The 22206-nt window shown below is 38.9% G+C and carries 23 protein-coding genes, 1 tRNA gene, 1 pseudogene and 1 riboswitch; of the genes and pseudogenes, 19 read left to right on the top strand and 6 right to left on the bottom strand.

What is annotated here, in order from left to right:
* Positions 1 to 17: 17 nt before the first annotated feature.
* Positions 18 to 1241, bottom strand: coding sequence for a peptidase T (pepT, locus tag TZ91_RS03960; RefSeq protein WP_033687017.1), 1224 nt, complete (start codon positions 1239 to 1241; stop codon positions 18 to 20).
* Between the two features lie 153 nt (positions 1242 to 1394).
* Between pepT and hemH the strand changes: the two genes are divergently transcribed.
* On the top strand, positions 1395 to 2489 hold the full coding sequence (hemH, locus tag TZ91_RS03955; protein WP_033687015.1) for a ferrochelatase: 1095 nt from the start codon (positions 1395 to 1397) through the stop codon (positions 2487 to 2489).
* A gap of 41 nt (positions 2490 to 2530) precedes the next feature.
* Here the strand turns inward: hemH and mscL are convergent, their stop codons facing one another.
* A complete protein-coding gene (gene mscL / locus TZ91_RS03950) occupies positions 2531 to 2908 on the bottom strand; it encodes a large conductance mechanosensitive channel protein MscL (RefSeq protein ID WP_033687014.1) in 378 nt (125 codons plus the stop codon).
* A gap of 85 nt (positions 2909 to 2993) precedes the next feature.
* On the bottom strand, positions 2994 to 3425 hold the full coding sequence (locus TZ91_RS03945; RefSeq protein WP_045597103.1) for a GtrA family protein: 432 nt from the start codon (positions 3423 to 3425) through the stop codon (positions 2994 to 2996).
* Between the two features lie 28 nt (positions 3426 to 3453).
* Positions 3454 to 3550, top strand: a riboswitch (PreQ1 riboswitch).
* Here TZ91_RS03945 and TZ91_RS03940 point away from each other — a divergent pair.
* The 4 genes from TZ91_RS03940 (at position 3548) to dapA (ending at position 6676) form a co-directional block, all read left to right on the top strand.
* A complete protein-coding gene (locus tag TZ91_RS03940) occupies positions 3548 to 4057 on the top strand; it encodes a QueT transporter family protein (RefSeq protein WP_000737071.1) in 510 nt (169 codons plus the stop codon). Its footprint overlaps the riboswitch before it by 3 nt.
* Positions 4058 to 4156: 99 nt before the next feature.
* Positions 4157 to 4229, top strand: a tRNA-Thr gene (locus TZ91_RS03935).
* Positions 4230 to 4608: 379 nt separating this feature from the next.
* Positions 4609 to 5685: an aspartate-semialdehyde dehydrogenase gene (locus TZ91_RS03930; protein WP_033687013.1), complete on the top strand. Its 1077-nt coding sequence runs from the start codon at positions 4609 to 4611 to the stop codon at positions 5683 to 5685.
* A 55-nt stretch (positions 5686 to 5740) separates the two neighbouring features.
* Positions 5741 to 6676 carry a 4-hydroxy-tetrahydrodipicolinate synthase gene (dapA, locus tag TZ91_RS03925; RefSeq protein WP_033687012.1) on the top strand — a complete coding sequence of 312 codons (936 nt, stop codon included), beginning with the start codon at positions 5741 to 5743 and terminating at the stop codon, positions 6674 to 6676.
* 44 nt (positions 6677 to 6720) lie between these two features.
* Here the strand turns inward: dapA and mnmE are convergent, their stop codons facing one another.
* Both mnmE and TZ91_RS03915 read right to left on the bottom strand, forming a co-directional pair.
* Entirely contained in the window at positions 6721 to 8094 is a 1374-nt protein-coding gene (gene mnmE / locus TZ91_RS03920; protein ID WP_045597102.1) for a tRNA uridine-5-carboxymethylaminomethyl(34) synthesis GTPase MnmE, read from the bottom strand.
* Positions 8095 to 8231: 137 nt separating this feature from the next.
* Positions 8232 to 8414, bottom strand: a complete 183-nt coding sequence (locus TZ91_RS03915; protein WP_023947717.1) for a 4-oxalocrotonate tautomerase — start codon at positions 8412 to 8414, stop codon at positions 8232 to 8234.
* A 123-nt stretch (positions 8415 to 8537) separates the two neighbouring features.
* Here TZ91_RS03915 and TZ91_RS03910 point away from each other — a divergent pair, with 123 nt between their 5' ends.
* From TZ91_RS03910 to TZ91_RS03855, 12 genes are all read left to right on the top strand, one after another.
* Positions 8538 to 9128 (top strand): thymidine kinase, encoded by a 591-nt coding sequence (locus tag TZ91_RS03910; RefSeq protein ID WP_023947715.1) that lies wholly within the window; start codon positions 8538 to 8540, stop codon positions 9126 to 9128.
* A complete protein-coding gene (gene prfA / locus TZ91_RS03905) occupies positions 9125 to 10204 on the top strand; it encodes a peptide chain release factor 1 (protein ID WP_001028792.1) in 1080 nt (359 codons plus the stop codon). Before TZ91_RS03910 ends, prfA begins: the two co-directional genes overlap by 4 nt.
* Complete coding sequence (prmC, locus tag TZ91_RS03900) at positions 10204 to 11040, top strand: peptide chain release factor N(5)-glutamine methyltransferase (RefSeq protein WP_045597101.1); 837 nt, start codon at positions 10204 to 10206, stop codon at positions 11038 to 11040. Before prfA ends, prmC begins: the two co-directional genes overlap by 1 nt.
* A complete protein-coding gene (locus TZ91_RS03895) occupies positions 11024 to 11626 on the top strand; it encodes an L-threonylcarbamoyladenylate synthase (protein WP_033687011.1) in 603 nt (200 codons plus the stop codon). Before prmC ends, TZ91_RS03895 begins: the two co-directional genes overlap by 17 nt.
* Position 11627: 1 nt before the next feature.
* A complete protein-coding gene (locus TZ91_RS03890; protein ID WP_033687009.1) occupies positions 11628 to 12059 on the top strand; it encodes a GNAT family N-acetyltransferase in 432 nt (143 codons plus the stop codon).
* 59 nt (positions 12060 to 12118) lie between these two features.
* Positions 12119 to 13375, top strand: a complete 1257-nt coding sequence (gene glyA, locus TZ91_RS03885) for a serine hydroxymethyltransferase (protein ID WP_033687007.1) — start codon at positions 12119 to 12121, stop codon at positions 13373 to 13375.
* Positions 13376 to 13382: 7 nt separating this feature from the next.
* Positions 13383 to 14357, top strand: a complete 975-nt coding sequence (locus TZ91_RS03880) for a nucleoid-associated protein (protein WP_033687006.1) — start codon at positions 13383 to 13385, stop codon at positions 14355 to 14357.
* Positions 14357 to 14971 carry a cell wall hydrolase Pmp23 gene (pmp23, locus tag TZ91_RS03875; protein ID WP_000476378.1) on the top strand — a complete coding sequence of 205 codons (615 nt, stop codon included), beginning with the start codon at positions 14357 to 14359 and terminating at the stop codon, positions 14969 to 14971. The genes TZ91_RS03880 and pmp23 overlap by 1 nt, the downstream gene beginning before the upstream one ends.
* A gap of 73 nt (positions 14972 to 15044) precedes the next feature.
* A complete protein-coding gene (locus tag TZ91_RS03870; RefSeq protein ID WP_020902850.1) occupies positions 15045 to 16019 on the top strand; it encodes a DUF1002 domain-containing protein in 975 nt (324 codons plus the stop codon).
* A 73-nt stretch (positions 16020 to 16092) separates the two neighbouring features.
* Positions 16093 to 17454 carry a 23S rRNA (uracil(1939)-C(5))-methyltransferase RlmD gene (rlmD, locus tag TZ91_RS03865; protein WP_033687005.1) on the top strand — a complete coding sequence of 454 codons (1362 nt, stop codon included), beginning with the start codon at positions 16093 to 16095 and terminating at the stop codon, positions 17452 to 17454.
* A gap of 326 nt (positions 17455 to 17780) precedes the next feature.
* Positions 17781 to 18266 (top strand): Panacea domain-containing protein, encoded by a 486-nt coding sequence (locus tag TZ91_RS03860; RefSeq protein WP_033687004.1) that lies wholly within the window; start codon positions 17781 to 17783, stop codon positions 18264 to 18266.
* On the top strand, positions 18259 to 19062 hold the full coding sequence (locus TZ91_RS03855) for a hypothetical protein (protein WP_050492415.1): 804 nt from the start codon (positions 18259 to 18261) through the stop codon (positions 19060 to 19062). Before TZ91_RS03860 ends, TZ91_RS03855 begins: the two co-directional genes overlap by 8 nt.
* Before the next feature lie 29 nt (positions 19063 to 19091).
* Here the strand turns inward: TZ91_RS03855 and TZ91_RS10365 are convergent.
* Positions 19092 to 20192 (bottom strand): annotated as a pseudogene (locus tag TZ91_RS10365) (IS3 family transposase).
* A gap of 105 nt (positions 20193 to 20297) precedes the next feature.
* Here TZ91_RS10365 and TZ91_RS03840 point away from each other — a divergent pair.
* The gene (locus TZ91_RS03840) at positions 20298 to 20822 is read left to right on the top strand and encodes a hypothetical protein (RefSeq protein WP_033687001.1); all 525 of its coding nucleotides are present in this window, start codon (positions 20298 to 20300) and stop codon (positions 20820 to 20822) included.
* A 2-nt stretch (positions 20823 to 20824) separates the two neighbouring features.
* Complete coding sequence (locus TZ91_RS03835) at positions 20825 to 22186, top strand: hypothetical protein (protein WP_033687000.1); 1362 nt, start codon at positions 20825 to 20827, stop codon at positions 22184 to 22186.
* Positions 22187 to 22206 lie beyond the last annotated feature (20 nt).

Raw genomic sequence — 22206 nt, 5'->3', positions numbered from 1 at the left:
TAAGCTACCTCGTCTTTTTAGTCTTTATAAGCTACGATACCAATGATGGTATCAACTGCACGTTCCATAGTCTGAAGGCTGACGTATTCAAAACGTCCATGCATATTTTCTCCTCCCGCAAAGATATTAGGAGTTGGGATTCCCATAAAGGAAATCTTAGAGCCGTCTGTCCCTCCACGAATTGGTTCGATAATAGGAGTGATACCTAAATCTTCCATAACAGATTTAGCAATGGTAATTGGAGTCATATCTTTTTCAATGACTTCTTTCATATTGTAGTACTGGTCTGTCAAGTTTAGAGTGACACGGTCGCTACCAAGTTCTTGATTCATCTTATCAGTGATAGACTGCATAGCTGCTTTACGCGCTTCAAAGGCATCTTTTTCAAAATCACGAATGATGTAGCTTGCACGCGCCTCCTCAACGTTTCCAGCAACATCCATAAGATGATAGAAACCTTGGTATCCATCAGTTAACTCAGGTCGGTCATTCTCTGGAAGTTGATTATGAAAATCAATTGCTAGCTGAAGAGCGTTGACCATCTGACCTTTGGCAGTACCAGGGTGAACATTGCGCCCTTGGAAATGCAATTCAGCTCCAGCTGCTGAGAATGTCTCGTACTGAAGCTCACCTAGTGGCCCACCATCAACTGTGTAGGCAAAATCAACATCAAAATCTTCTGCATCAAATTTATTAGCACCAACACCGATTTCCTCATCTGGACCAAAACCAACACGAATCTCACAGTGTTTGATTTCAGGATGAGTAGTCAGATATTCAATAGCTGTCATAATTTCAGCAATACCTGACTTGTCATCAGCTCCTAGTAAGGTTGTTCCATCTGTTGTGATGAGTGTTTGTCCTGGATATTTTTCAAGACTCTTAAAGTCTGCTGGATCGAGTTTGAAACCAGAATTTCCAAGTTCAATCAAACCACCATCGTAGTTTTCAATCACCTGAGGATTAACTCCTTCGGCATTAAAATCAGCAGTATCCATGTGAGAGATGAAGCCAATTTTTCGTGTTAAAGACGGATCGTTGGCTGGCAAAGTTCCAATAGCAAAACCATTTGGTAGATAATAAACATTTTGTAATCCAACACGTTTCATTTCAGGAATTAGGACATTTGTCGCAAAGTCAACCTGACTCTGTGTACTTGGAGTAGTAGTAGAGTGTTCATCAGAGCGCGTGTTGACCTTAACATAGGTTAAGAAACGGTCCAAGAGATTGGGATAAGTCATAAAAAACTCCTTTTGAATTCATTTTTTCCATTGTATCATAGAAAGAAGAGAAAAACAAAAGACAGAAGTTAGGGAAATTCGCTATGTTGGCGTTTACTTATCAGTGGATTCATGATAAAATAAATTTGATAAAAATATCACAAGGAAGCAGTTATGAAAAAAGCAATTTTAATGATGACCTTTGGTTCGCCAGAAGAGATTACCTTTGAAGGTGTAGCTGATTTTTTCACAAATATTCGTCGCGGAGTGAGACCTCAAGACCACGAGATTCAAACACTCTATGATAATTATGTACTAATTGGAGGCACACCTCTGCAAAAAATTACCCGAGAAGAGGTTGCTTTGGTAGAAGCTAGGCTGGGGAATGAGTATAGTGTTTATTTTGCTAATAAGTTTTCTAGACCCTTTATTCCAGATGTGATAAGTCAGATGGAAGCAGACGGAACCGAGCAGTGTATTTGCTTGATTTTGGAGCCTCATTATTCGTTCTACTCTGTCATGGGATACGAGAAATTTTTAGAAAGCAAACAAATTAAATTTTTAGTTATCAAGGACTGGTATCAAGAAGAAGCGCTCTTAAACTATTGGGCAGATGAAATTGCTAAGATTTTAAAAGAAGAAGTAAAGCAGGATAGCTTTAAAGTCATCTTTTCAGCCCACAGTGTGCCCATTTTTGCCTTGGATTTTGGAGATCCTTATATCGATCAAATTTTTGAAAATAGCAAGCTAGTCGCTGAAAAACTAGGTTTGAGTTCTGAGCAATATACTAACACTTGGCAAAGTGAAAGTGATATCGGAATTCCATGGATTAAACCTGATGTCTTGGAGTATCTCAGAGAACAGAAAGAACATCCAGACCATTATATTTTTGTTCCTATCAGTTTTATCAGTGAGCACATTGAAGTCTTGTTTGACAACGATGTGGAATGTTATGACTTGTGTCAGGAATTGGGGGTGAACTATCATCGTCCACCAATGCCAAATACGGATTCACGTTTGATTGATGCCTTGGTTAATGCAGTCAGAGCTAATGAGGACAAAGAATTTAAGGAATTTCTCCCAGAAGAAGAAACCTTTGATGAGTTAGTTCCTTCGGATGAAACTAAAAATATCTTGGCCGAATCTCAAGATTTACAAATGCCGGAATTTGTGAAAAAACTGATTGAGAAAAAAGGTCGGGAAAATGTTAAGATGCCTTATCTTATTAAGAAAATGCTTGAAAAAGCAGGTAAGTTACCAAAAGAGTAAAGAAAAAAGGATTTAGCTTTGTGCTAGATCCTTTTAATTGATTATTTTTTCTCAAGAAGGGCTTTGATTTCTTGAAGTACTTCCAACTCAGTTGGACCAGCTGGAGCTTCCTCAGCAGCTTCTTTCTTAGTAAGACTTTGAGCTTTTTCAATACCTTTGATTACAAAGAAGAGAACAGTACCGATAACTAGGAAGTTGATAACAGCGCTCAAGAATTTACCATATGTAACACCATTCCAAGCAAGCTCAGCAATGTTTTGTACTTTCGCAGCTTCCAAGGCTGGATTCAAAATAAGTGGAGTGATGATATCGTTAACAAGTGATGTAACGATTGCACCAAAAGCAGTGGCAATGATCACACCGACAGCAAGGTCAACAACATTACCACGAAGCAAGAATGCTTTAAGATCTTTTAACATTTTCATAATTTCCTTTCAAAAAATTTTTACACTTAATTATATATTAATTAAGAAATTCTTGCAAGCTATATGTTTAAAATTTTTCTTATTTTTTAAAAATAAATACCTTACTAAAAATGTAATTGAGGATAATTATTGAGAATTGTGCAATAACTGTTTCAACACTATTAACCTTATTAATATTATAATTTACAAATTGCCCGATAATATTAGGAAACTGAGTTACAAAGAGAAAAGTTAAAAACAAGTCTAAAAGAAAAGTAGAAAGACGTGCCAGAGTAAATTTCACTAAACGGTTTGGCCAATTCTGCCTATCTTGTTTAAATACGATTGTATCATTTGTAATAAATGCAAACAGGATACCGATACTATTTGCTAGTCCAGTAGCAAGGAGTTCTCTATGAGTTAGTTGATAAATGACTAATCTAGATAGAATGGAAACAAGAGTAGTAGCTATACCAAAAAAAAGATAGGCTAAGAGCTCATTCACGAAGAGACTTTGAATGCGTTTTTTCATGCTTTTAGTATAGCATAAAGCAGGCTATTGTGCTATACTAGTAAGGTTGATTCAAGCAACCCTTGGTGCTTAGCTTCTTTCACCAAGCATATTATACGCGGGAAACCGCCAAAGGAGAAAAAATGAAAAAATTAACTATTCGTGATGTTGCAGATATTGCAATCGTTGCTGCTATCTATGTCGTTTTGACTGTTACACCGCCCCTAAATGCCATTAGTTATGGTGCTTATCAGTTCCGTATTTCAGAAATGATGAACTTTATGGCTTTTTACAATCCTAAGTACATCATCGGAGTTACTATCGGTTGTATGATTGCTAATTTCTTTAGCTTCGGACTGCTAGATGTCTTTGTTGGTGGTGGATCAACCCTAGTATTCCTTAGTCTAGGTGTTTGGCTTTTTGCAAAATACAGCAAAGATTACCTCTTTAATGGATTAATTAGAAAAGATCATTTCTTCTTTTCAATCCTCTTTTCAATTTCCATGTTTACTATCGCTGCAGAGTTAAATATTGTAGCAGAATTACCATTTTTCCTTACTTGGTTTACAACAGGGATTGGTGAATTTGCTTCATTAATTATTGGTGCGATTATCATTGGTAAAATTGGTCGTCGAATTGATTTAAGCAAATAGAAGAAGATAAGCTAGGTAGCTCTTACCTGGCTTTTTCTTATGGAAAATTTCTAAGGAAACTTGACAAGATTTTCTAACTATAGTATACTTTCTAAGTAAGCTGATTTAGCTCAGTTGGCAGAGCGCATCCATGGTAAGGATGAGGTCGCCGGTTCAATCCCGGCAATTAGCATGATATTTACAGGGAAACTCTTGAGCACAAGAGTTTTTTCTTATGCTCAAGAGAAAAAATTCTGACTTTTGTATAATAAAAGTCATCCTGCAAAAATTTCTTATTGACAAAACCACTTATTTCTAGTAATATAATAGACGCGATGAGTCGATAGGTAGTCTTCGGACTACTATTGAGCATAAGGAGGTCATAACGCAGGAGCGGACCTTGATGAGTTGTGTGAACCTGCTCATCACATGAAGATGCCTCTCAGTCCCTAGTCTAGCGACTGGGGATTTTTATTTTCTAAAAAATGATGAAAAAGCTTTGCAATTCATGGAAAAAGTAGTATAATACATCTATTATAGAAATTTTTAGAAAATTCCAAAAGAGGTTATTTATGGGATATACAGTTGCTGTAGTCGGCGCGACAGGTGCTGTCGGAGCTCAGATGATAAAAATGTTGGAAGAATCAACACTTCCAATCGATAAAATTCGTTTACTTGCTTCTGCACGTTCAGCAGGCAAGACTTTGAAGTTTAAAGATCAAGATATTACGATTGAAGAAACAACTGAAACAGCTTTTGAAGGAGTTGATATTGCTCTCTTTTCAGCAGGTGGTTCTACATCAGCTAAATATGCACCATACGCAGTTAAAGCTGGTGCGGTAGTAGTAGATAATACATCTTACTTCCGTCAAAATCCAGATGTTCCTTTGGTTGTTCCAGAGGTCAATGCTCATGCACTTGATGCCCACAACGGGATTATTGCCTGCCCTAACTGTTCAACAATCCAAATGATGGTAGCTCTTGAGCCAGTTCGCCAAAAATGGGGCTTGGACCGTATCATTGTTTCAACTTATCAAGCAGTTTCAGGTGCTGGTATGGGAGCAATTCTTGAAACACAACGTGAACTTCGTGAAGTCTTGAATGATGGTGTGAAACCACGTGATTTGCATGCGGAAATCTTGCCTTCAGGTGGGGACAAGAAACATTATCCTATCGCCTTCAATGCTCTTCCACAAATCGATGTCTTCACTGACAATGATTACACTTACGAAGAGATGAAGATGACTAAGGAGACTAAGAAAATTATGGAAGATGACAGCATTGCAGTATCTACAACATGTGTCCGTATTCCAGTCTTGTCAGCTCACTCTGAGTCTGTTTACATCGAAACAAAAGAAGTGGCTCCAATCGAAGAAGTAAAAGCAGCTATCGCAGCCTTCCCAGGTGCTGTTCTTGAGGATGATGTAGCTCATCAAATTTATCCTCAAGCTATCAATGCAGTGGGTTCACGTGATACCTTTGTTGGTCGTATCCGTAAAGACTTGGATGCTGAAAAAGGAATCCACATGTGGGTTGTTTCAGACAACCTGCTCAAAGGTGCTGCTTGGAACTCAGTTCAGATTGCAGAAACTCTTCACGAACGTGGATTGGTTCGTCCAACAGCTGAATTGAAATTTGAATTAAAATAGTCATATAATTTAGGAGTTCAGATGAACTCCTTCTTTGAAATAGAGAGGTGTTTTCATGTCTTATCAAGATTTAAAAGAGTGTAAAATCATCACAGCCTTTATTACTCCCTTCCACGAGGATGGTTCCATCAACTTTGACGCTATTCCAGCCTTGATTGAGCATCTGTTGACGCATCATACAGACGGAATTCTCCTTGCAGGGACGACAGCTGAGAGTCCAACTTTGACTCACGATGAGGAATTGGAGCTATTTGCAGCTGTACAGAAGGTTGTCAATGGACGCGTTCCTTTGATTGCGGGTGTGGGTACCAATGATACGCGTGACTCTATTGAGTTTGTCAAAGAAGTAGCGGAATTTGGCGGTTTTGCTGCTGGGCTTGCTATTGTACCTTACTACAACAAACCTTCGCAAGAAGGAATGTACCAGCACTTTAAAGCCATTGCAGATGCTTCTGACCTACCAATTATTATCTATAACATTCCAGGTCGTGTGGTTGTCGAATTAACTCCCGAAACCATGCTTCGCTTGGCTGACCATCCAAATATTATTGGTGTCAAAGAATGTACTAGCTTGGCTAATATGGCTTACTTGATTGAGCACAAGCCTGAAGAATTCTTGATTTATACGGGTGAGGATGGAGATGCTTTCCATGCCATGAACCTTGGTGCGGATGGGGTTATTTCTGTTGCCTCTCATACAAATGGGGATGAAATGCACGAGATGTTCACTGCCATTTCAGAAAGCGATATGAAGAAAGCCGCAGCTATTCAGCGCAAGTTCATTCCTAAGGTCAATGCCCTCTTCTCTTATCCAAGCCCTGCTCCAGTTAAGGCCGTTCTCAACTATATGGGATTTGAAGCTGGACCCACTCGTCTACCTCTTGTTCCAGCACCAGAAGAAGATGCCAAACGCATTATCAAGGTTGTCGTAGATGGCGACTACGAAGCAACTAAGGCAACTGTAACAGGGGTTTTAAGACCAGATTACTAATAAAGACAATAAAATCCATGACCGCAATAACGATCATGGATTTCTTATTTTCCTAAACAGAATTGGCTAAAGAGTTGGGTGATAAGTTCATCAGGAGCCGCATCCCCAGTGATTTCACCGAGAATTTCCCAAGTACGAGTTAAGTCAACTTGAAGCAAGTCAACTGGCATCCCCAGTTTAAGACCTTCATTAACAGCTTGTAGGCTTTCAACTGCTTTTTCAATCAGGGAAATGTGACGGGCATTTGACAAGTAAGTAGCATCTTGTTCAACCAAACCAGCGTTTTCAAAGAAGAGGTTGTTAATTCTCTCTTCAATCTTATCAATGTTTTGATTTTTAAGGACTGAAATACGGATGACATCTTCTGGAAGTTCTGAAGTTTCAATTGCTTCAGGCAGGTCGGTTTTGTTAAGAAGAATAATGCGATTAGTCTCCCGACTGATTTCTAGGAGTTGGCGGTCTTGGGCGGTTAGTGGTTCACTGGCATTTAGCACCAGTAGAACCAAGTCAGCTTCCTTAAGAGCTTTTTTCGAACGCTCAACACCGATTTGTTCAACGATATCATCTGTTTCACGAATACCAGCTGTGTCAATCAATTTTAGAGGAACACCGTTGATGTTGACGTATTCTTCGATGACATCACGTGTCGTACCAGCAATATCTGTAACGATAGCCTTGTCCTCACGCAAGAGGTTGTTGAGAAGGCTTGATTTCCCAACGTTAGGACGGCCGATGATAGCCGTTGAAATTCCTTCACGAAGGATTTTACCGCGACGGGCTGTCCTAAGGAGATTAGTTAGCAATTGCTCAAACTCCCTAGTCTTCTCTCGGACAACAGCAGTAGTAGCTTCCTCAACATCGTCATACTCAGGATAGTCGATATTGACCTCAACTTGGGCAAGTGTATTGAGGATTTCTTGGCGGGTATTATTGATAAGATCAGAAAGGGAACCATCTAATTGTTTGACCGCAATGTTCATGGCCTTGTCTGTCTTAGCACGGATGATATCCATAACAGCTTCAGCCTGAGTCAAGTCAACACGTCCATTTAGGAAGGCACGTTTAGTAAATTCACCAGGTTCAGCCATGCGAGCCCCTTCACGAATAGCTAGCTGGAGAATCTCATTGGTCACCGCAATCCCACCGTGGGTGTTAATCTCGATAATATCCTCACGAGTGAAGGTCTTTGGAGATTTCATGGCTCCCACCATGACCTCGTCCATGACTTTTTCTGTCTGAGGGTCAACGATGTGACCGTAGTTAAGTGTATGGCTAGCAACCTGACTCAAGTCTTTTCCTTTAAAAATCTTTTGCGCAATAGCAAAACTTTCTGTTCCGCTCAGGCGGACAATACCAATAGCCCCTTCACCTAGTGGAGTAGAGATAGCAGCGATGGTATCAAATTCACGTGTAATCATAATATTTCCTTTAATTAATAGCTCTTTTCTTGGAAATTTTTCCAAGTATCCTTTCAAATTGTAACAAATTTAGGTTATTTCTTCAATGGATGCTACTTGGAGATTGAAAAAGCCTAAGCAATTCTGCTTAAGCTAGATTATTTGGTGCGCATTTTACCTTGAGGGAAGTAGGTTCCTTCTGGCATGTCGTTGATGATGACATGAACAGCAGATTGAGGTGCTCCAGTGTTACGGACAACAGCTTCCGTTACTTCCTTAGCAAGAGCTTTCTTTTGCTCGAGCGTGCGTCCTTCAAATAAATCGATGCGTACAAATGGCATAATAGCTTCCTCCACTAGTTTTTGATTTCTTCTATTTTACCACATTTTGCCGTTTAAAGCTTAAGAAAATTATGATATACTAGAATGTAGCAAAAATTTAGAAATGGACGTGAAGCAAGAAACATGGCACAGTTGTATTATCGTTATGGGACCATGAACTCTGGTAAGACTATTGAGATTCTCAAGGTGGCCTATAACTATGAGGAGCAAGGAAAAGGTGTTGTCATTATGACCTCAGCTCTTGATACTCGTGACGGTGTTGGCTATGTGTCGAGTCGGATTGGTATGAAACGTCCTGCCATTGCGATTGAGGAGTCAACGGATATCTTTGGATTTATCCGAGATTTACCGGAGAAACCATACTGTGTTTTGGTCGATGAAGCCCAGTTTCTCAAACGTCATCATGTTTATGACCTAGCTCGTGTTGTTGATGAGTTAGATATACCCGTCATGGCTTTTGGTTTGAAGAATGACTTTCGCAATGAGTTGTTCGAAGGTTCAAAATACCTCTTGCTCTTAGCAGACAAGATTGAAGAAATCAAGACCATCTGTCAGTATTGTAAGAAAAAGGCGACTATGGTGTTGCGAACTCAAGATGGTGTGCCAGTCTATGATGGCGAACAAATTCAGATCGGTGGAAATGAAACCTATATCTCAGTTTGCCGTAAACATTATTTTGCCCCTGAAATCAATAAGGAGAATGAAGAAAAATGAACATCTATGATCAACTACAAGCTGTAGAAGACCGTTATGAAGAATTAGGAGAGTTGCTCAGTGACCCAGATGTGGTTTCGGACACCAAGCGTTTCATGGATCTCTCAAAAGAAGAGGCTTCTACTCGTGATACGGTAACAGCTTACCGTGAGTATAAACAAGTCCTTCAAAACATCGTTGATGCTGAAGAGATGATTAAGGAATCAGGCGGAGATGCGGACCTGGAAGAAATGGCCAAGCAAGAGCTCAAAGATGCCAAGGCTGAAAAAGAAGAATACGAAGAAAAACTGAAAATCTTGCTTCTTCCAAAGGATCCAAACGATGACAAGAACATCATCCTTGAAATCCGTGGAGCGGCTGGTGGTGACGAAGCGGCACTTTTCGCCGGAGACCTTCTAACTATGTACCAAAAGTATGCGGAAGCTCAAGGCTGGCGTTTTGAAGTCATGGAAGCTTCTATGAACGGTGTCGGTGGTTTCAAAGAAGTCGTTGCCATGGTTTCAGGTCAGTCTGTTTACTCTAAGCTTAAGTACGAATCAGGTGCCCACCGTGTGCAACGTGTCCCTGTGACAGAAAGCCAAGGCCGTGTACATACTTCGACAGCGACAGTTCTTGTCATGCCTGAAGTCGAAGAAGTAGAATACGATATTGATCCAAAAGACCTTCGTGTTGACATCTACCACGCATCTGGTGCTGGTGGACAGAACGTCAATAAGGTTGCGACTGCTGTTCGTATCGTTCACTTGCCAACCAATATCAAGGTTGAGATGCAGGAAGAACGTACCCAGCAGAAGAACCGTGAGAAGGCCATGAAAATCATTCGTGCCCGTGTTGCTGACCACTTCGCACAAATTGCACAAGATGAACAAGATGCTGAGCGTAAGTCGACTATTGGTACTGGTGACCGTTCAGAACGGATTCGTACTTATAACTTCCCACAAAACCGTGTCACAGATCACCGTATCGGCTTAACTCTCCAAAAACTAGATACCATTTTGTCTGGTAAATTGGACGAAGTTGTGGATGCCTTGGTGCTCTATGACCAAACACAAAAATTAGAAGAATTAAACAAATAATGAAATTAGCTCAATTATTTTCAGATTTTGAAGAAGAGTTGATAAGACAAGGAGAGGAAGCTGAAAGCCTCTCTTTTGTCTATCGTAGCCTGAAAAATCTCTCTTTTACTGACTTTGTCTTTGCCCTCCAGCAGGAAGTGACAAAAGAGGAAGAATTATTTGTAGAAGAGATTTACCAGCAGTTAGTAGCTCATAAACCGGCACAGTACATCATTGGACAGGCAGATTTTTATGGAATGCAGTTAAAAGTTGATGAGCGAGTATTGATTCCCCGTCCAGAAACAGAGGAGTTGGTGGAGCTTATCCTGGCTGAAAATTCTGAGACGAATCTTTCAGTTCTGGATATTGGAACAGGTAGTGGAGCTATTGCTCTAGCCTTATCAAAAAATAGACCAGCTTGGTCAGTGACAGCAGCAGATATTTCCCAAGAGGCTCTTAACCTTGCGTCCGAGAATGCTAAAAATCAAAAACTTAATATATTTTTCAAAAAATCTGATTGTTTTGCAGAAATTTCTGAAAAATATGATATAATTGTATCCAATCCACCCTATATCTCTCGTGAAGATGAGTCAGAGGTTGGCTTGAATGTCTTGCATTCGGAACCTCATCTAGCTCTTTTTGCAGACGAGGATGGCCTAGCTATTTACCGTAGAATTGCGGAAGATGCAAAAGACTATCTCAAAGATGGTGGTAAGATTTACCTTGAAATTGGATACAAGCAAGGTCAAAGTGTTCCTGAACTTTTTAGAAAGCATCTTCCTGAAAAACGAGTACGAACACTCAAGGACCAGTTTGGTCAAGATAGGATGGTTGTCGTTGATGATGGACAAGATTAGACAAGAATTGGAAAATGGTGGAGCGGTCGTTCTACCTACTGAGACGGTTTACGGTCTCTTTGCCAAGGCTCTAGACGAAAAAGCAGTTGACCATGTTTACCAGCTCAAACGTCGTCCAAGAGACAAGGCGCTTAACCTCAATATCGCCTCTCTAGAGGACATCTTGCACTTTTCTAAGAATCAGCCAACTTATCTTCAAAAACTTGTAGAGACCTTTTTACCAGGTCCCTTAACCATTATTCTCGAAGCTAATGACCGAGTTCCCTATTGGGTCAATTCTGGTCTTGCAACTGTTGGATTTCGGATGCCGAGTCATCCCATTACCCTTGATTTGATTCGAGAGACAGGTCCCTTGATTGGGCCGTCTGCTAATATCTCAGGTCATGCAAGTGGAGTGACCTTTGCTCAAATTCTAGAGGATTTTGACCAAGAGGTTTTGGGGCTAGAAGACGATACTTTTCTAACTGGACAGGATTCAACTATTTTGGACTTGTCTGGAGACAAGGTGAAAATCTTACGCCAAGGGGCGATTAAGCGAGAAGATATCCTTGCTCGGTTGCCAGAGATTTCTTTTGAGGAGGCATGAGATGCTAAGAAATTTAAGAGAAACTGATGTGAAAGCTATATGTAACATTAACCAAGAAGCTTTGGGCTATTCTTTTAGTCTAGAGGAGACAGCTAGTCAACTAACTAGATTATCTCAAGATGAACATCATTTCCTACTTGGTTATGAGGATGAAGACAGTCATGTCTTACTTGGCTATGTCCACGCTGAGGTTTACGAATCCCTCTATTCCAAAGCAGGATTTAATATCTTAGCCTTAGCAGTTTCACCTCAATCACAAGGTCAAGGTATTGGTAAAAGCTTATTGCAAGGGTTGGAAGAAGAAGCAAAAAGACGTGGTTATGGGTTTATCCGCTTAAACTCTGCCGATCATCGTCTGGGTGCTCATGCATTTTATGAAAAAGTTGGTTATACTTGTGATAAAGTGCAGAAACGGTTTATTCGCATCTTTTAGTTTATTTTCTTGTTGTAAAACAAACTAAAGGACCAGTCACACTATAAAGGAGAAGACCTATGATTTTTGATAAAGACGATTTTAAAGCATATGATGCTGATCTCTGGAATGCTATTGCCAAAGAAGAAGAACGCCAGCAAAACAACATTGAGTTGATTGCTTCGGAAAACGTAGTTTCCAAGGCTGTTATGGCAGCTCAAGGGTCTATCTTGACGAATAAATACGCCGAAGGCTACCCAGGACGCCGTTATTATGGTGGAACAGATGTAGTAGACGTTGTAGAATCTCTAGCTATTGAACGCGCAAAAGAAATTTTCGGTGCAAAATTTGCTAATGTCCAACCTCACTCAGGAAGCCAAGCCAACTGTGCGGCTTATATGGCCTTGATTGAGCCAGGTGATACCGTTATGGGGATGGATTTGGCAGCAGGTGGACACTTGACTCACGGGGCTCCTGTTAGCTTCTCTGGTCAAACCTACAACTTTGTTTCTTATAGTGTGGATTCTGAAACGGAATTCTTAGATTTTGATGCTATCTTGAAGCAAGCCCAAGAAGTCAAACCAAAACTGATTGTAGCAGGTGCTTCAGCCTATTCTCAAATTATCGACTTTTCAAAATTCCGTGAAATCGCTGATGCTGTTGGTGCGAAGCTCATGGTAGATATGGCTCACATTGCTGGTTTGGTTGCTGCTGGTCTTCACCCAAGTCCAGTGCCATACGCTCATATCACTACAACAACGACCCACAAAACCCTTCGTGGACCTCGTGGTGGTTTGATCTTGACAAATGATGAGGACCTAGCTAAGAAAATCAACTCAGCTATTTTCCCAGGGATTCAAGGTGGTCCTTTGGAGCATGTTGTTGCAGCTAAGGCAGTTTCCTTCAAAGAAGTTTTGGATCCAGCCTTCAAGGAATATGCTGCCAATGTTATCAAGAACAGCAAGACTATGGCGGATGTCTTCTTGCAAGACCCTGATTTCCGTATCATTTCTGGCGGAACTGAAAACCACCTCTTCCTAGTGGATGTGACTAAGGTTGTAGAAAACGGAAAAGTTGCTCAAAACTTGCTGGATGAAGTCAATATTACCCTAAATAAAAACTCAATCCCTTACGAAAGCTTATCACCATTCAAGACAAGTGGGATTCGTATCGGAGCAGCAGCTATTACTGCACGTGGATTTGGTGAAGAAGAAAGTCGCAAAGTGGCTGAACTTATCATTAAAACCCTTAAGAATGCAGAAAATGAAGCTGTCTTAGAAGAAGTGAGAAGTGCAGTTAAAGAATTAACAGATGCCTTCCCATTATACGAGGACTAAAACTTTTATGGACATTTATATTAAGAAAGCTATTATTCATCAGTTCAGTCCGGATGATACCGAGCTGTTCCTAGCGGATAAGTTTCTCAATATCACTCCAAAAATCGAAGAATACCTGCGCAAGAAAATTGAACGTGTGTATTCAGATGAAGCTAAGACTGGGATTTTCGAGGAAGAAAATCCCTTCTTCAATCACATCACAGACGATTTGTTGGAGACATCAGTAACACTGGCTAATCTCTGGAAAGAGGAGTTCAGCATTTCAGAAAATCTCAAGACCAATGACTTGATTTTTGTGCAATTTTCTAAAGAAGGTGTAGAACATTTTGCTTTCTTGCGAATTGCCCTACGGGAGACCTTGACCCACCTCGGAGGAGAAGTTGATAATCCAATCAAGTTGACTCAGAATAACCTGCCTGGATTTGGAACGGGTGCCGACGAAGCCTTGGTGGTCAATCTTCAGAGTCGCAAGTACCATCTGATTGAAAAACGAATCAAGTACAATGGGACTTTCTTGAACTATTTTTCAGATAATCTTCTTGCTGTCGCTCCTAAGATTTCTCCTAAGAAATCTATCAAAGAACTAGAAAAAACGGCCCAGAGAATTGCTGAATCTTTTAACACAGATGATTTTCAATTTCAATCCAAGGTCAAATCAGCGATTTTTAACAATCTGGAAGAAAGCAATGAATTATCACCTGAAAAATTGGCCAATGACCTTTTTGATAATAATCTGACGGCTCGTTTGAGCTTTATTGATCAAGTCAAAGAAGTCGTACCAGAGCCTGTTCAATTTGATGAAATTGATGCCAGTCGTCAGCTTAAAAAATTTGAAAACCAAAAACTTTCCTTGTCAAATGGAATTGAGCTCATCGTTCCCAATAACGTCTATCAAGACGCTGAGTCTGTTGAATTTATCCAAAACGACAATGGAACCTATTCTATCTTAATCAAAAATATCGAGGATATCCAAAGTAAATAATGTTTAAACGAATTCGAAGAGTGCTTGTACTAGCAGTCTTCCTTTTTGCTGGCTATAAAGCTTACCGCGTTCACCAAGATGTCAAGCAAGTCATGACCTATCAACCCATGGTGCGAGAAATCTTGAGTGAAAAAGACACCCCAGCAAACGAAGAGCTTGTGCTCGCTATGATTTATACTGAGACAAAAGGAAAAGAAGGCGATGTTATGCAGTCTAGTGAGTCTGCAAGTGGTTCCACCAACACCATCAATGATAATGCCTCTAGCATTCGGCAAGGCGTTCAAACTCTGACAGACAATCTCTATTTGGCTCAGAAGAAAGGTGTTGATGTCTGGACAGCTGTTCAAGCCTATAATTTTGGACCTGCCTATATCGATTTTATCGCCCAAAATGGCAAGGAAAACACCTTAGCTCTGGCCAAACAGTACTCTCGTGAGACTGTTGCCCCTTTGCTTGGTAATACCACTGGAAAGACTTATAGTTATATTCACCCCATTTCCATTTTTCACGGTGCCGAACTCTATGTAAATGGAGGAAACTATTATTATTCTAGACAGGTGCAACTCAACCTTTACATCATCAAATGTTTCACTCTCTTTTCGACATCTGGCTAGCCCAGGTGTTTTTGTTATAAGTTTTCTTTAAGATAGATATATTACTCTAGAAAGGTAAAGGAGGAAATTCCCTATGAGAAAGAAACTCTTTCTGACTAGTGCTGCGGTCTTGTGGGCAGTAACAGCTATGAATAGCGTCCATGCAGCAACAGATGTTCAAAAAGTTATCGATGAAACCTACGTCCAACCTGAATATGTCCTAGGTTCATCATTGTCTGAAGATCAAAAAAATCAAACCCTTAAAAAACTAGGCTACAATGCCTCAACAGACACCAAAGAACTCAAGACCATGACACCTGATGTCTATTCTAAAATCATGAATGTAGCAAATGACTCTAGTTTACAGTTGTATTCATCAGCCAAGATTCAAAAGCTAGGTGACAAGTCGCCACTTGAGGTCAAGATTGAAACACCAGAAAACATCACTAAGGTGACGCAGGATATGTACCGCAATGCGGCCGTAACTTTGGGTGTGGAACACGCCAAAATCACTGTAGCAGCACCTATTCCCGTTACAGGAGAAAGTGCTTTAGCAGGGATTTACTATTCGCTGGAAGCTAATGGAGCCAAGGTGCCACAAGCCAACAAAGAGTTGGCTCAAGAAGAGTTGAAGGCTTTGTCCGATATCAATGCTGAAAACAAGGACAAAACTGGCTATGATGCTAATAAATTAAACGTTGCCCTCGCTGATATCAAGTCAGGACTCGCCAAAGCTAAAGAAAGCAAGGGAAATCTGACGGAGGAAGATGTCCGTAAAATCGTTGAAGATACCTTAAAAAATTACAAACTTGATCAGGTTATAACAGGAAACCAGATCAATATCATCATCAATTTTGCTTTAAATCTCTCAAAAAGTGATATCCTCAGCAATGCAGACTTCACTAAAACCCTGAATGACCTTAAACAAAGTATTGTTTCACAAGCTGGTGACAGTTTTAAAAATATTAACCTTAACTTTGATGCTGATAAGGCGCTAGAGGACGGCGGCAATTTCCTAAGCTCCCTCTGGCAAGCCATTGTCAACTTCTTCAAGAGTTTTGGTTCTTAAGAAATTTCATGGTATAATAGATGGTAACCGTAACGTTACCGTCTTTTTTGTCGGCCAATAGAAAGAGAAGAGAATGTTAAAGAAAAATAGTATTGTAGAAGTTGAAATTGTTGACTTGACCCATGAAGGTGCAGGAGTGGCCAAGGTGGATGGTTTGGTATTCTTTGTAGAGAATGCTTTACCAAGTGAAAAAATCCTTATGCGTGTCCTTAAAGTAAACAAAAGGATTGGTTTTGGGAAAGTGGAAGAATACCTTGTCCAGTCACCACACCGTAATCAAGATCTAGATTTGGATTACCTGCGTTCAGGAATAGCTGATTTAGGTCACCTTTCTTATCCAGAACAGCTCAAGTTTAAAACTAAGCAAGTCAAGGACAGTCTATACAAGATTGCTGGAATTGCAGATGTAGAGGTTGCTGAAACTTTAGGTATGGAAAATCCAGTCAAGTACCGCAACAAGGCGCAGGTGCCTGTTCGTCGTGTTAATGGTGTCTTGGAAACAGGATTTTTCCGTAAGAATTCCCATGACCTCATGCCTCTAGAAGATTTCTTTATCCAAGATCCTGTGATTGATGAGGTAGTAGTAGCTCTACGTGACTTGCTCCGTCGTTATGACCTGAAACCTTATGATGAAAAGGAGCAGTCTGGCTTGATTCGAAATCTTGTGGTGCGTCGTGGGCACTATTCAGGGCAAATCATGGTCATTTTGGTAACAACTCGTCCCAAAGTTTTTCGTGTGGAGCAATTGATTGAACAGCTAATCAAGCAGTTCCCAGAGATTGTGTCTGTTATGCAAAATATCAACGACCAGAACACCAATGCTATTTTTGGTAAGGAATGGAAGACTCTTTATGGTCAAGACTATATTACTGATCGGATGTTGGGCAATGATTTCCAAATCGCTGGTCCAGCCTTCTATCAGGTCAATACAGAAATGGCTGAGAAACTCTATCAAACGGCTATTGACTTTGCTGAATTAAAAGAAGATGATGTGGTCATTGATGCCTATTCTGGTATCGGGACGATTGGTCTTTCTGTTGCGAAACATGTCAAGGAAGTCTATGGTGTCGAAGTGATTCCAGAAGCGGTTGAGAATAGCAAGAAGAATGCTCAATTCAACAATATTTCAAACGCCCACTATGTCTGTGACACAGCTGAAAATGCCATGAAGAATTGGACCAAAGATGGAATTCAACCAAGTCTTATCCTAGTGGACCCACCAAGAAAAGGACTCACAGAAAGCTTTATCAAAGCAAGCGCTCAAACAGGAGCTAACCGCATCGCCTATATCTCATGCAATGTCGCAACCATGGCGCGTGATATCAAACTCTACCGAGAATTGGGCTATGAGTTGAAGAAAGTCCAGCCAGTGGATCTTTTTCCTCAGACGCATCATGTGGAGGCAGTAGCGTTGATGTCAAGGGAGGATAAATAAAGGCTGAAAAGTGGCGTATTTTCGTTTTTTTGTAAGGTTGTTATCATCAGAGAAGCCTTACGGGAAGCTCGGTTTTCTTATATGGAAATATATCTACTAATCGAATTTGCCGAGGCTCAAAAATAAGTGGTACGGTTTAGGCTGTGGATTAGATGTCAGGAGTTGTGATAGTGATTTGGATAACAAGGCTGACCGTAGTTCAAGCCACTCTATATTAAGAGGTAGCCTCGGCAGTGGAATAGATGACAACAAAATTTTAAAAATGTTCACCCAAAACATATAAATAGTGATATAATAAATAGTTATAAAGGAAGGAGGTAGAGACAATGAGCTATAAAGTTTTAGATGTATGTCGTCATGTGATTAATTATAGCAATGAGCACGACTACGGAATCTCAAATTTAAAACTTCAGAAGGTACTTTATTTTATTCAGGCTTATTTTCTGACAAAAAAGAAAGACCACACTCCTTGTTTTGATGAGAAAATTGAAGCATGGGATTTTGGACCAGTTGTGCCAGAAGCATACCATGAATATAAACAGTATGGAAGCGGAGATATTCCTACGATAGAATCTTTTATTATGTTTGATGAAGATGATGTTTGGAATTCTAAAAGAGTTGGGTTTGAGGACACAGCAATTTCGGATGATGATAAATCTCTTATTGATAAAGTCGTAGATAAATTTGCAGATTATTCAGCGACAGACCTTGTGTCATTGACGCACAGACAATCGCCATGGATCGACGCATACACTCCGTATCAGAATAACGAGATAACAATCAAGACAATAAGGGAGTATTTTAATGGCTGATGCTAATTTGGATGTATTGCTCCGAACGACAGATAATACAATAATATCGCTGGAGCAGTCAAAAAAATTTACATACACCAAAAGAAAAATTAACAGTATTTGTGAAGCATTATCTCTTAAGACTCAAAATTACGAGCCACAAAAAACAGTCGAAAATATAGAATCATATATTTCATCAAGCAACAAGTTAGACAGAATCCTTTATTCGGAGATAAGTAATTATGTCTATTCATTGGAAATGTCAGAACGAGGGATTTTTGCTACAAATTTAGAAAAGTTGTTGCTTTATTCACTTGATGATAAAAATGATGTAAATGATGACTGTAAGAAGATGATTGTAAAGATTTACGACCATTTTCAGCTGGCATTACATCAGATTGAAAACGTTAATAATATTTTTGCTAATAGTATTGAAGAGGCAAAAGAGAACCTACAAAAGCAAATAAAAGGTGTTGAAAAAGAATATATCTCCATACTTGGGATATTCGCCGCAATTGTATTGGCATTTGTTGGAGGAATAACATTTTCAACATCCGTTCTGCAGAATATTTCTGTGGTAAGCGTATTTAGACTACTGCTGGTAGTTGATTTCTTGGCATTTGTTCTTATTAATGTAATATATATTTTGGTAAAATTTATTTTTACAATTAACGAGAAGGATGCAAAGCTCTTTAATATTAAGGCGTTGAATATTGCATGTTTAGCTATTGCTATAATTATTGTGATTTCATGGATACTCAATGCAAACCAGATTCGAGACTTTATTTCTCAGTTTTTACCTTGGAGTAAATCATAACCATTCGTCTATGTACTGACCCCAAAAAGTTAGAAAAATAATAATTGAAAGGATTCAGTTCTGTATTGTACAGGGCTAAGTCCTTTTAGTTTTACCTTAATTCGTTTATTGTTGTAGTAATCAATATAGTCTACAATAGCTTCTTCAAGGTCTTCTAAAGACCTAAAATTCTTCTCATAACCATAAAACATCTCCGATTTCAGAATGCCAAAGAAGGACTCCATCATACCGTTGTCTGGGCTGTTACCTTTACGTGACATGGATGCTTGAATTCCCTTACTCTCTAGGAACCGATGATAAGAATCGTGTTGGTATTGCCAACCTTGGTCACTATGGAGAATCGTATTCTCGTAGTGCTTCTCTGTGAAGGCCTGTTCCAACATCGTTTTTACTTGTTCTAAATTAGAAGAACAAGAAAGATTAAAAGCAATAATTTCGCTGTTAAAGCCATCTAAAACAGGCGATAAATACAATTTCTGCGTGCTATTTGGAATGGCAAACTCTGTCATATCCGTATAACACTTTTTACTTGGTCTAGATGCTTCAAACTGGCGTTAAATGAGATTCTCTGCTTTCTTGCCAATCTCTCCTTGGTAAGAGGAATACTTCCGTTTCCGGCGAATTCGAGCACTTAAACCAAGGATTTTCATCATACGTTGGACCTTCTTATGATTCATCACAAAGCCACGATTTCTTAGTTCTAAGTGGATCCGACGATAGCCATATTTGTCCTTATGCTCACAATAAATGGCCTGAATTACAGCTTCAAGTTCCTGATTCTTATCCGTTTGCCCTAGATATTTTAAGTGGCAATAGTAGGTCGAACGGGCAAGCTTAATAATCTTTAGAAGAATATCTAAAGAAAACTCTGTTACAAATCCTTGAACAATTTCCGTTTTTCTTTTTCCTCCTTCAAGTAAGACCTTATCAATCATTTCTTTTTTTAGTTCTGGATAATAATAACAATTCTTACCTTTCTTGACGGTTTTTATCCCATAACGGTCAATTAATTTCATCATGTATCTTAACCCAGAAACATCTAAATCAAATCTTTTTGAAAGCTGCTTGAATCTTTGACCTAGCTTTCTAAGTTCATAGATTTGAACTATATACTCATAACTCAATTTCATAATAAAACACCCCAAAAGTTAGATTTTTTCTGTCTAACTTTTGTGTTGCAGTTTTTTAATTACATCATGGTATAATTAAGAAAACAAAATATAGAGGATTATTTTATGAGTAAAGAATTAGTTTTTCAAAGTGTTGAATCATTACAACAAGTTGTGAATGTAATTAATGAAGCAGCAGCAGCTCTTAATGATAAAACACGTACAATAAGAGAGAGTCCAATCCCGGAAGTGTTAGCTGGTGCTTTGGGAGCAGGTATTGGTGGAATAGGTTCTTTTGCAGCTCTTTATGGTTTAGGTACTGTAGGGTTATCAGCTGCTGGTATTACTTCTGGCCTTGCTGCTATTGGAAGCGTTGTTGGTGGTGGTATGGCAGCGGGAGTATTTGTAATGGCTGCTCCAGTCGTTGTATTAGCCGGAGGCGGTATACTATTAGCTTCTAATCTAAAAAATAAACAACTTAAACAGGAAAAAGAACGATTATATAAAGAAGCATTGCAAAAACATGAAGCTATTATACAAGCTTTGAAAAATGAGGTAGATGCTGATAAGGAACGTCTAGATTATTTACAGAGTTTAAATATTCTCCTAACTCAAGCAATTAAAGACTTGAAAAATGATTTAGGTGTCTAACAATGAGTAAATTCATTTATTCTGATGAAGAACAAAAATTCAATAATATTTTAACTCATCAAACCAAAGAGTTAGATTTAATAAACAGACCCGATATGTCTATTGCAGAAGAACGTATAGAGGAAAGTGAAAAATTATTGAGAGAGCTAGGCTATACTTTGACTGATTTACCAATAATAGATACCAAAACTAAAAAACAAACTATCGTTGTACCTAAATGGGAAGACTTAGTAATAAAAGCGGAGTGCGAAGTTGGTTCAATGAATGAACTAGATGCACTCTTCACAAATGAAGAATTGGAACTTAATCAGAAAGTTATTCAATCATTGCAGGATGATTTTAACAACATTCATAAACTTGATAAAATTGATATATCGATTTGTGCAGGAGCTGGTATATTAGCAGCGATTGTTGATATTCTTTTAATTGGAATACCTGAGAAAACTCCGAATGGTTTAAAAGGTGGCCCTTTATCTAATTATGTAAGAGACTGGTTTAATCAACGATTTCCTGAAGAAGAAATGGAAAAGTTGGCAAATTCAAAGGTCAGTAAAGTCCCTTTTGATGCTCAAGATAATCGTCATACTAAAGTAAATGTTAATGGACTGTCTGCATATTATCATAGATTGTTATCTCTTGGACATGACCCCCTTCTTGGTTTAGTAATTGGTGTATCTGATATTCTAAATGGTAAGATGACTACTATTGATAAAACTGGGAAAATAGTATCTCAATTTATGGATAATTACACAGATAGAAAAGAAAGTGATATTTTTGCAGCAATAGCAAAGCAGATAATTCATTTTAAATCTGATATTACGACATCAATGGGATTACCTGCACCATTGATGGGATTATTTAATTTGCTTCAGTTTGGAAAAATTGGTGACGAGAATCAAACAATAGCAGAAATAGTACAAGGAATGTATTACGAAGGCTATGATTTCATTCATTTTAGTAGTATGGCTATTTCCACAATGATTATTGAAGTTATAATCAGAATTGGATACGCCCTTAAGAAAATCAACGAAGGACATTCAATAAAAAATTCTATTCCTTTTTCGTTGGATAGAGAGAAACATCCCAAATTACATACGATGCTATTTATTGGACATTCTATAGCCACATCTGCTAATGCAGGGAAAATCTACTTTACAAAAAATCCTATGACAATAAATTACGCACAATGGATTACTTTTGCAAAATATTCATATTCTCATTTAAAGTGGGTGCTTATTGAGAAATCCGAATTGAGAGCTTCATATGTTTCGGATAAGATTTATAAGGAAACTCAGGAAGTTTATGAAAAAGTAAATCTTACCTTTAATAACTTCAGTAATGATAGGTTAGTTATATTTGATTAAATTAATAAACTTAGATAAAA

The sequence above is a fragment of the Streptococcus mitis genome (assembly GCF_000960025.1).
In the GTDB taxonomy this organism is placed as follows: Bacteria; Bacillota; Bacilli; order Lactobacillales; family Streptococcaceae; genus Streptococcus; species Streptococcus mitis_DH.
This window is presented reverse-complemented; position numbering and strand designations above follow the sequence as displayed.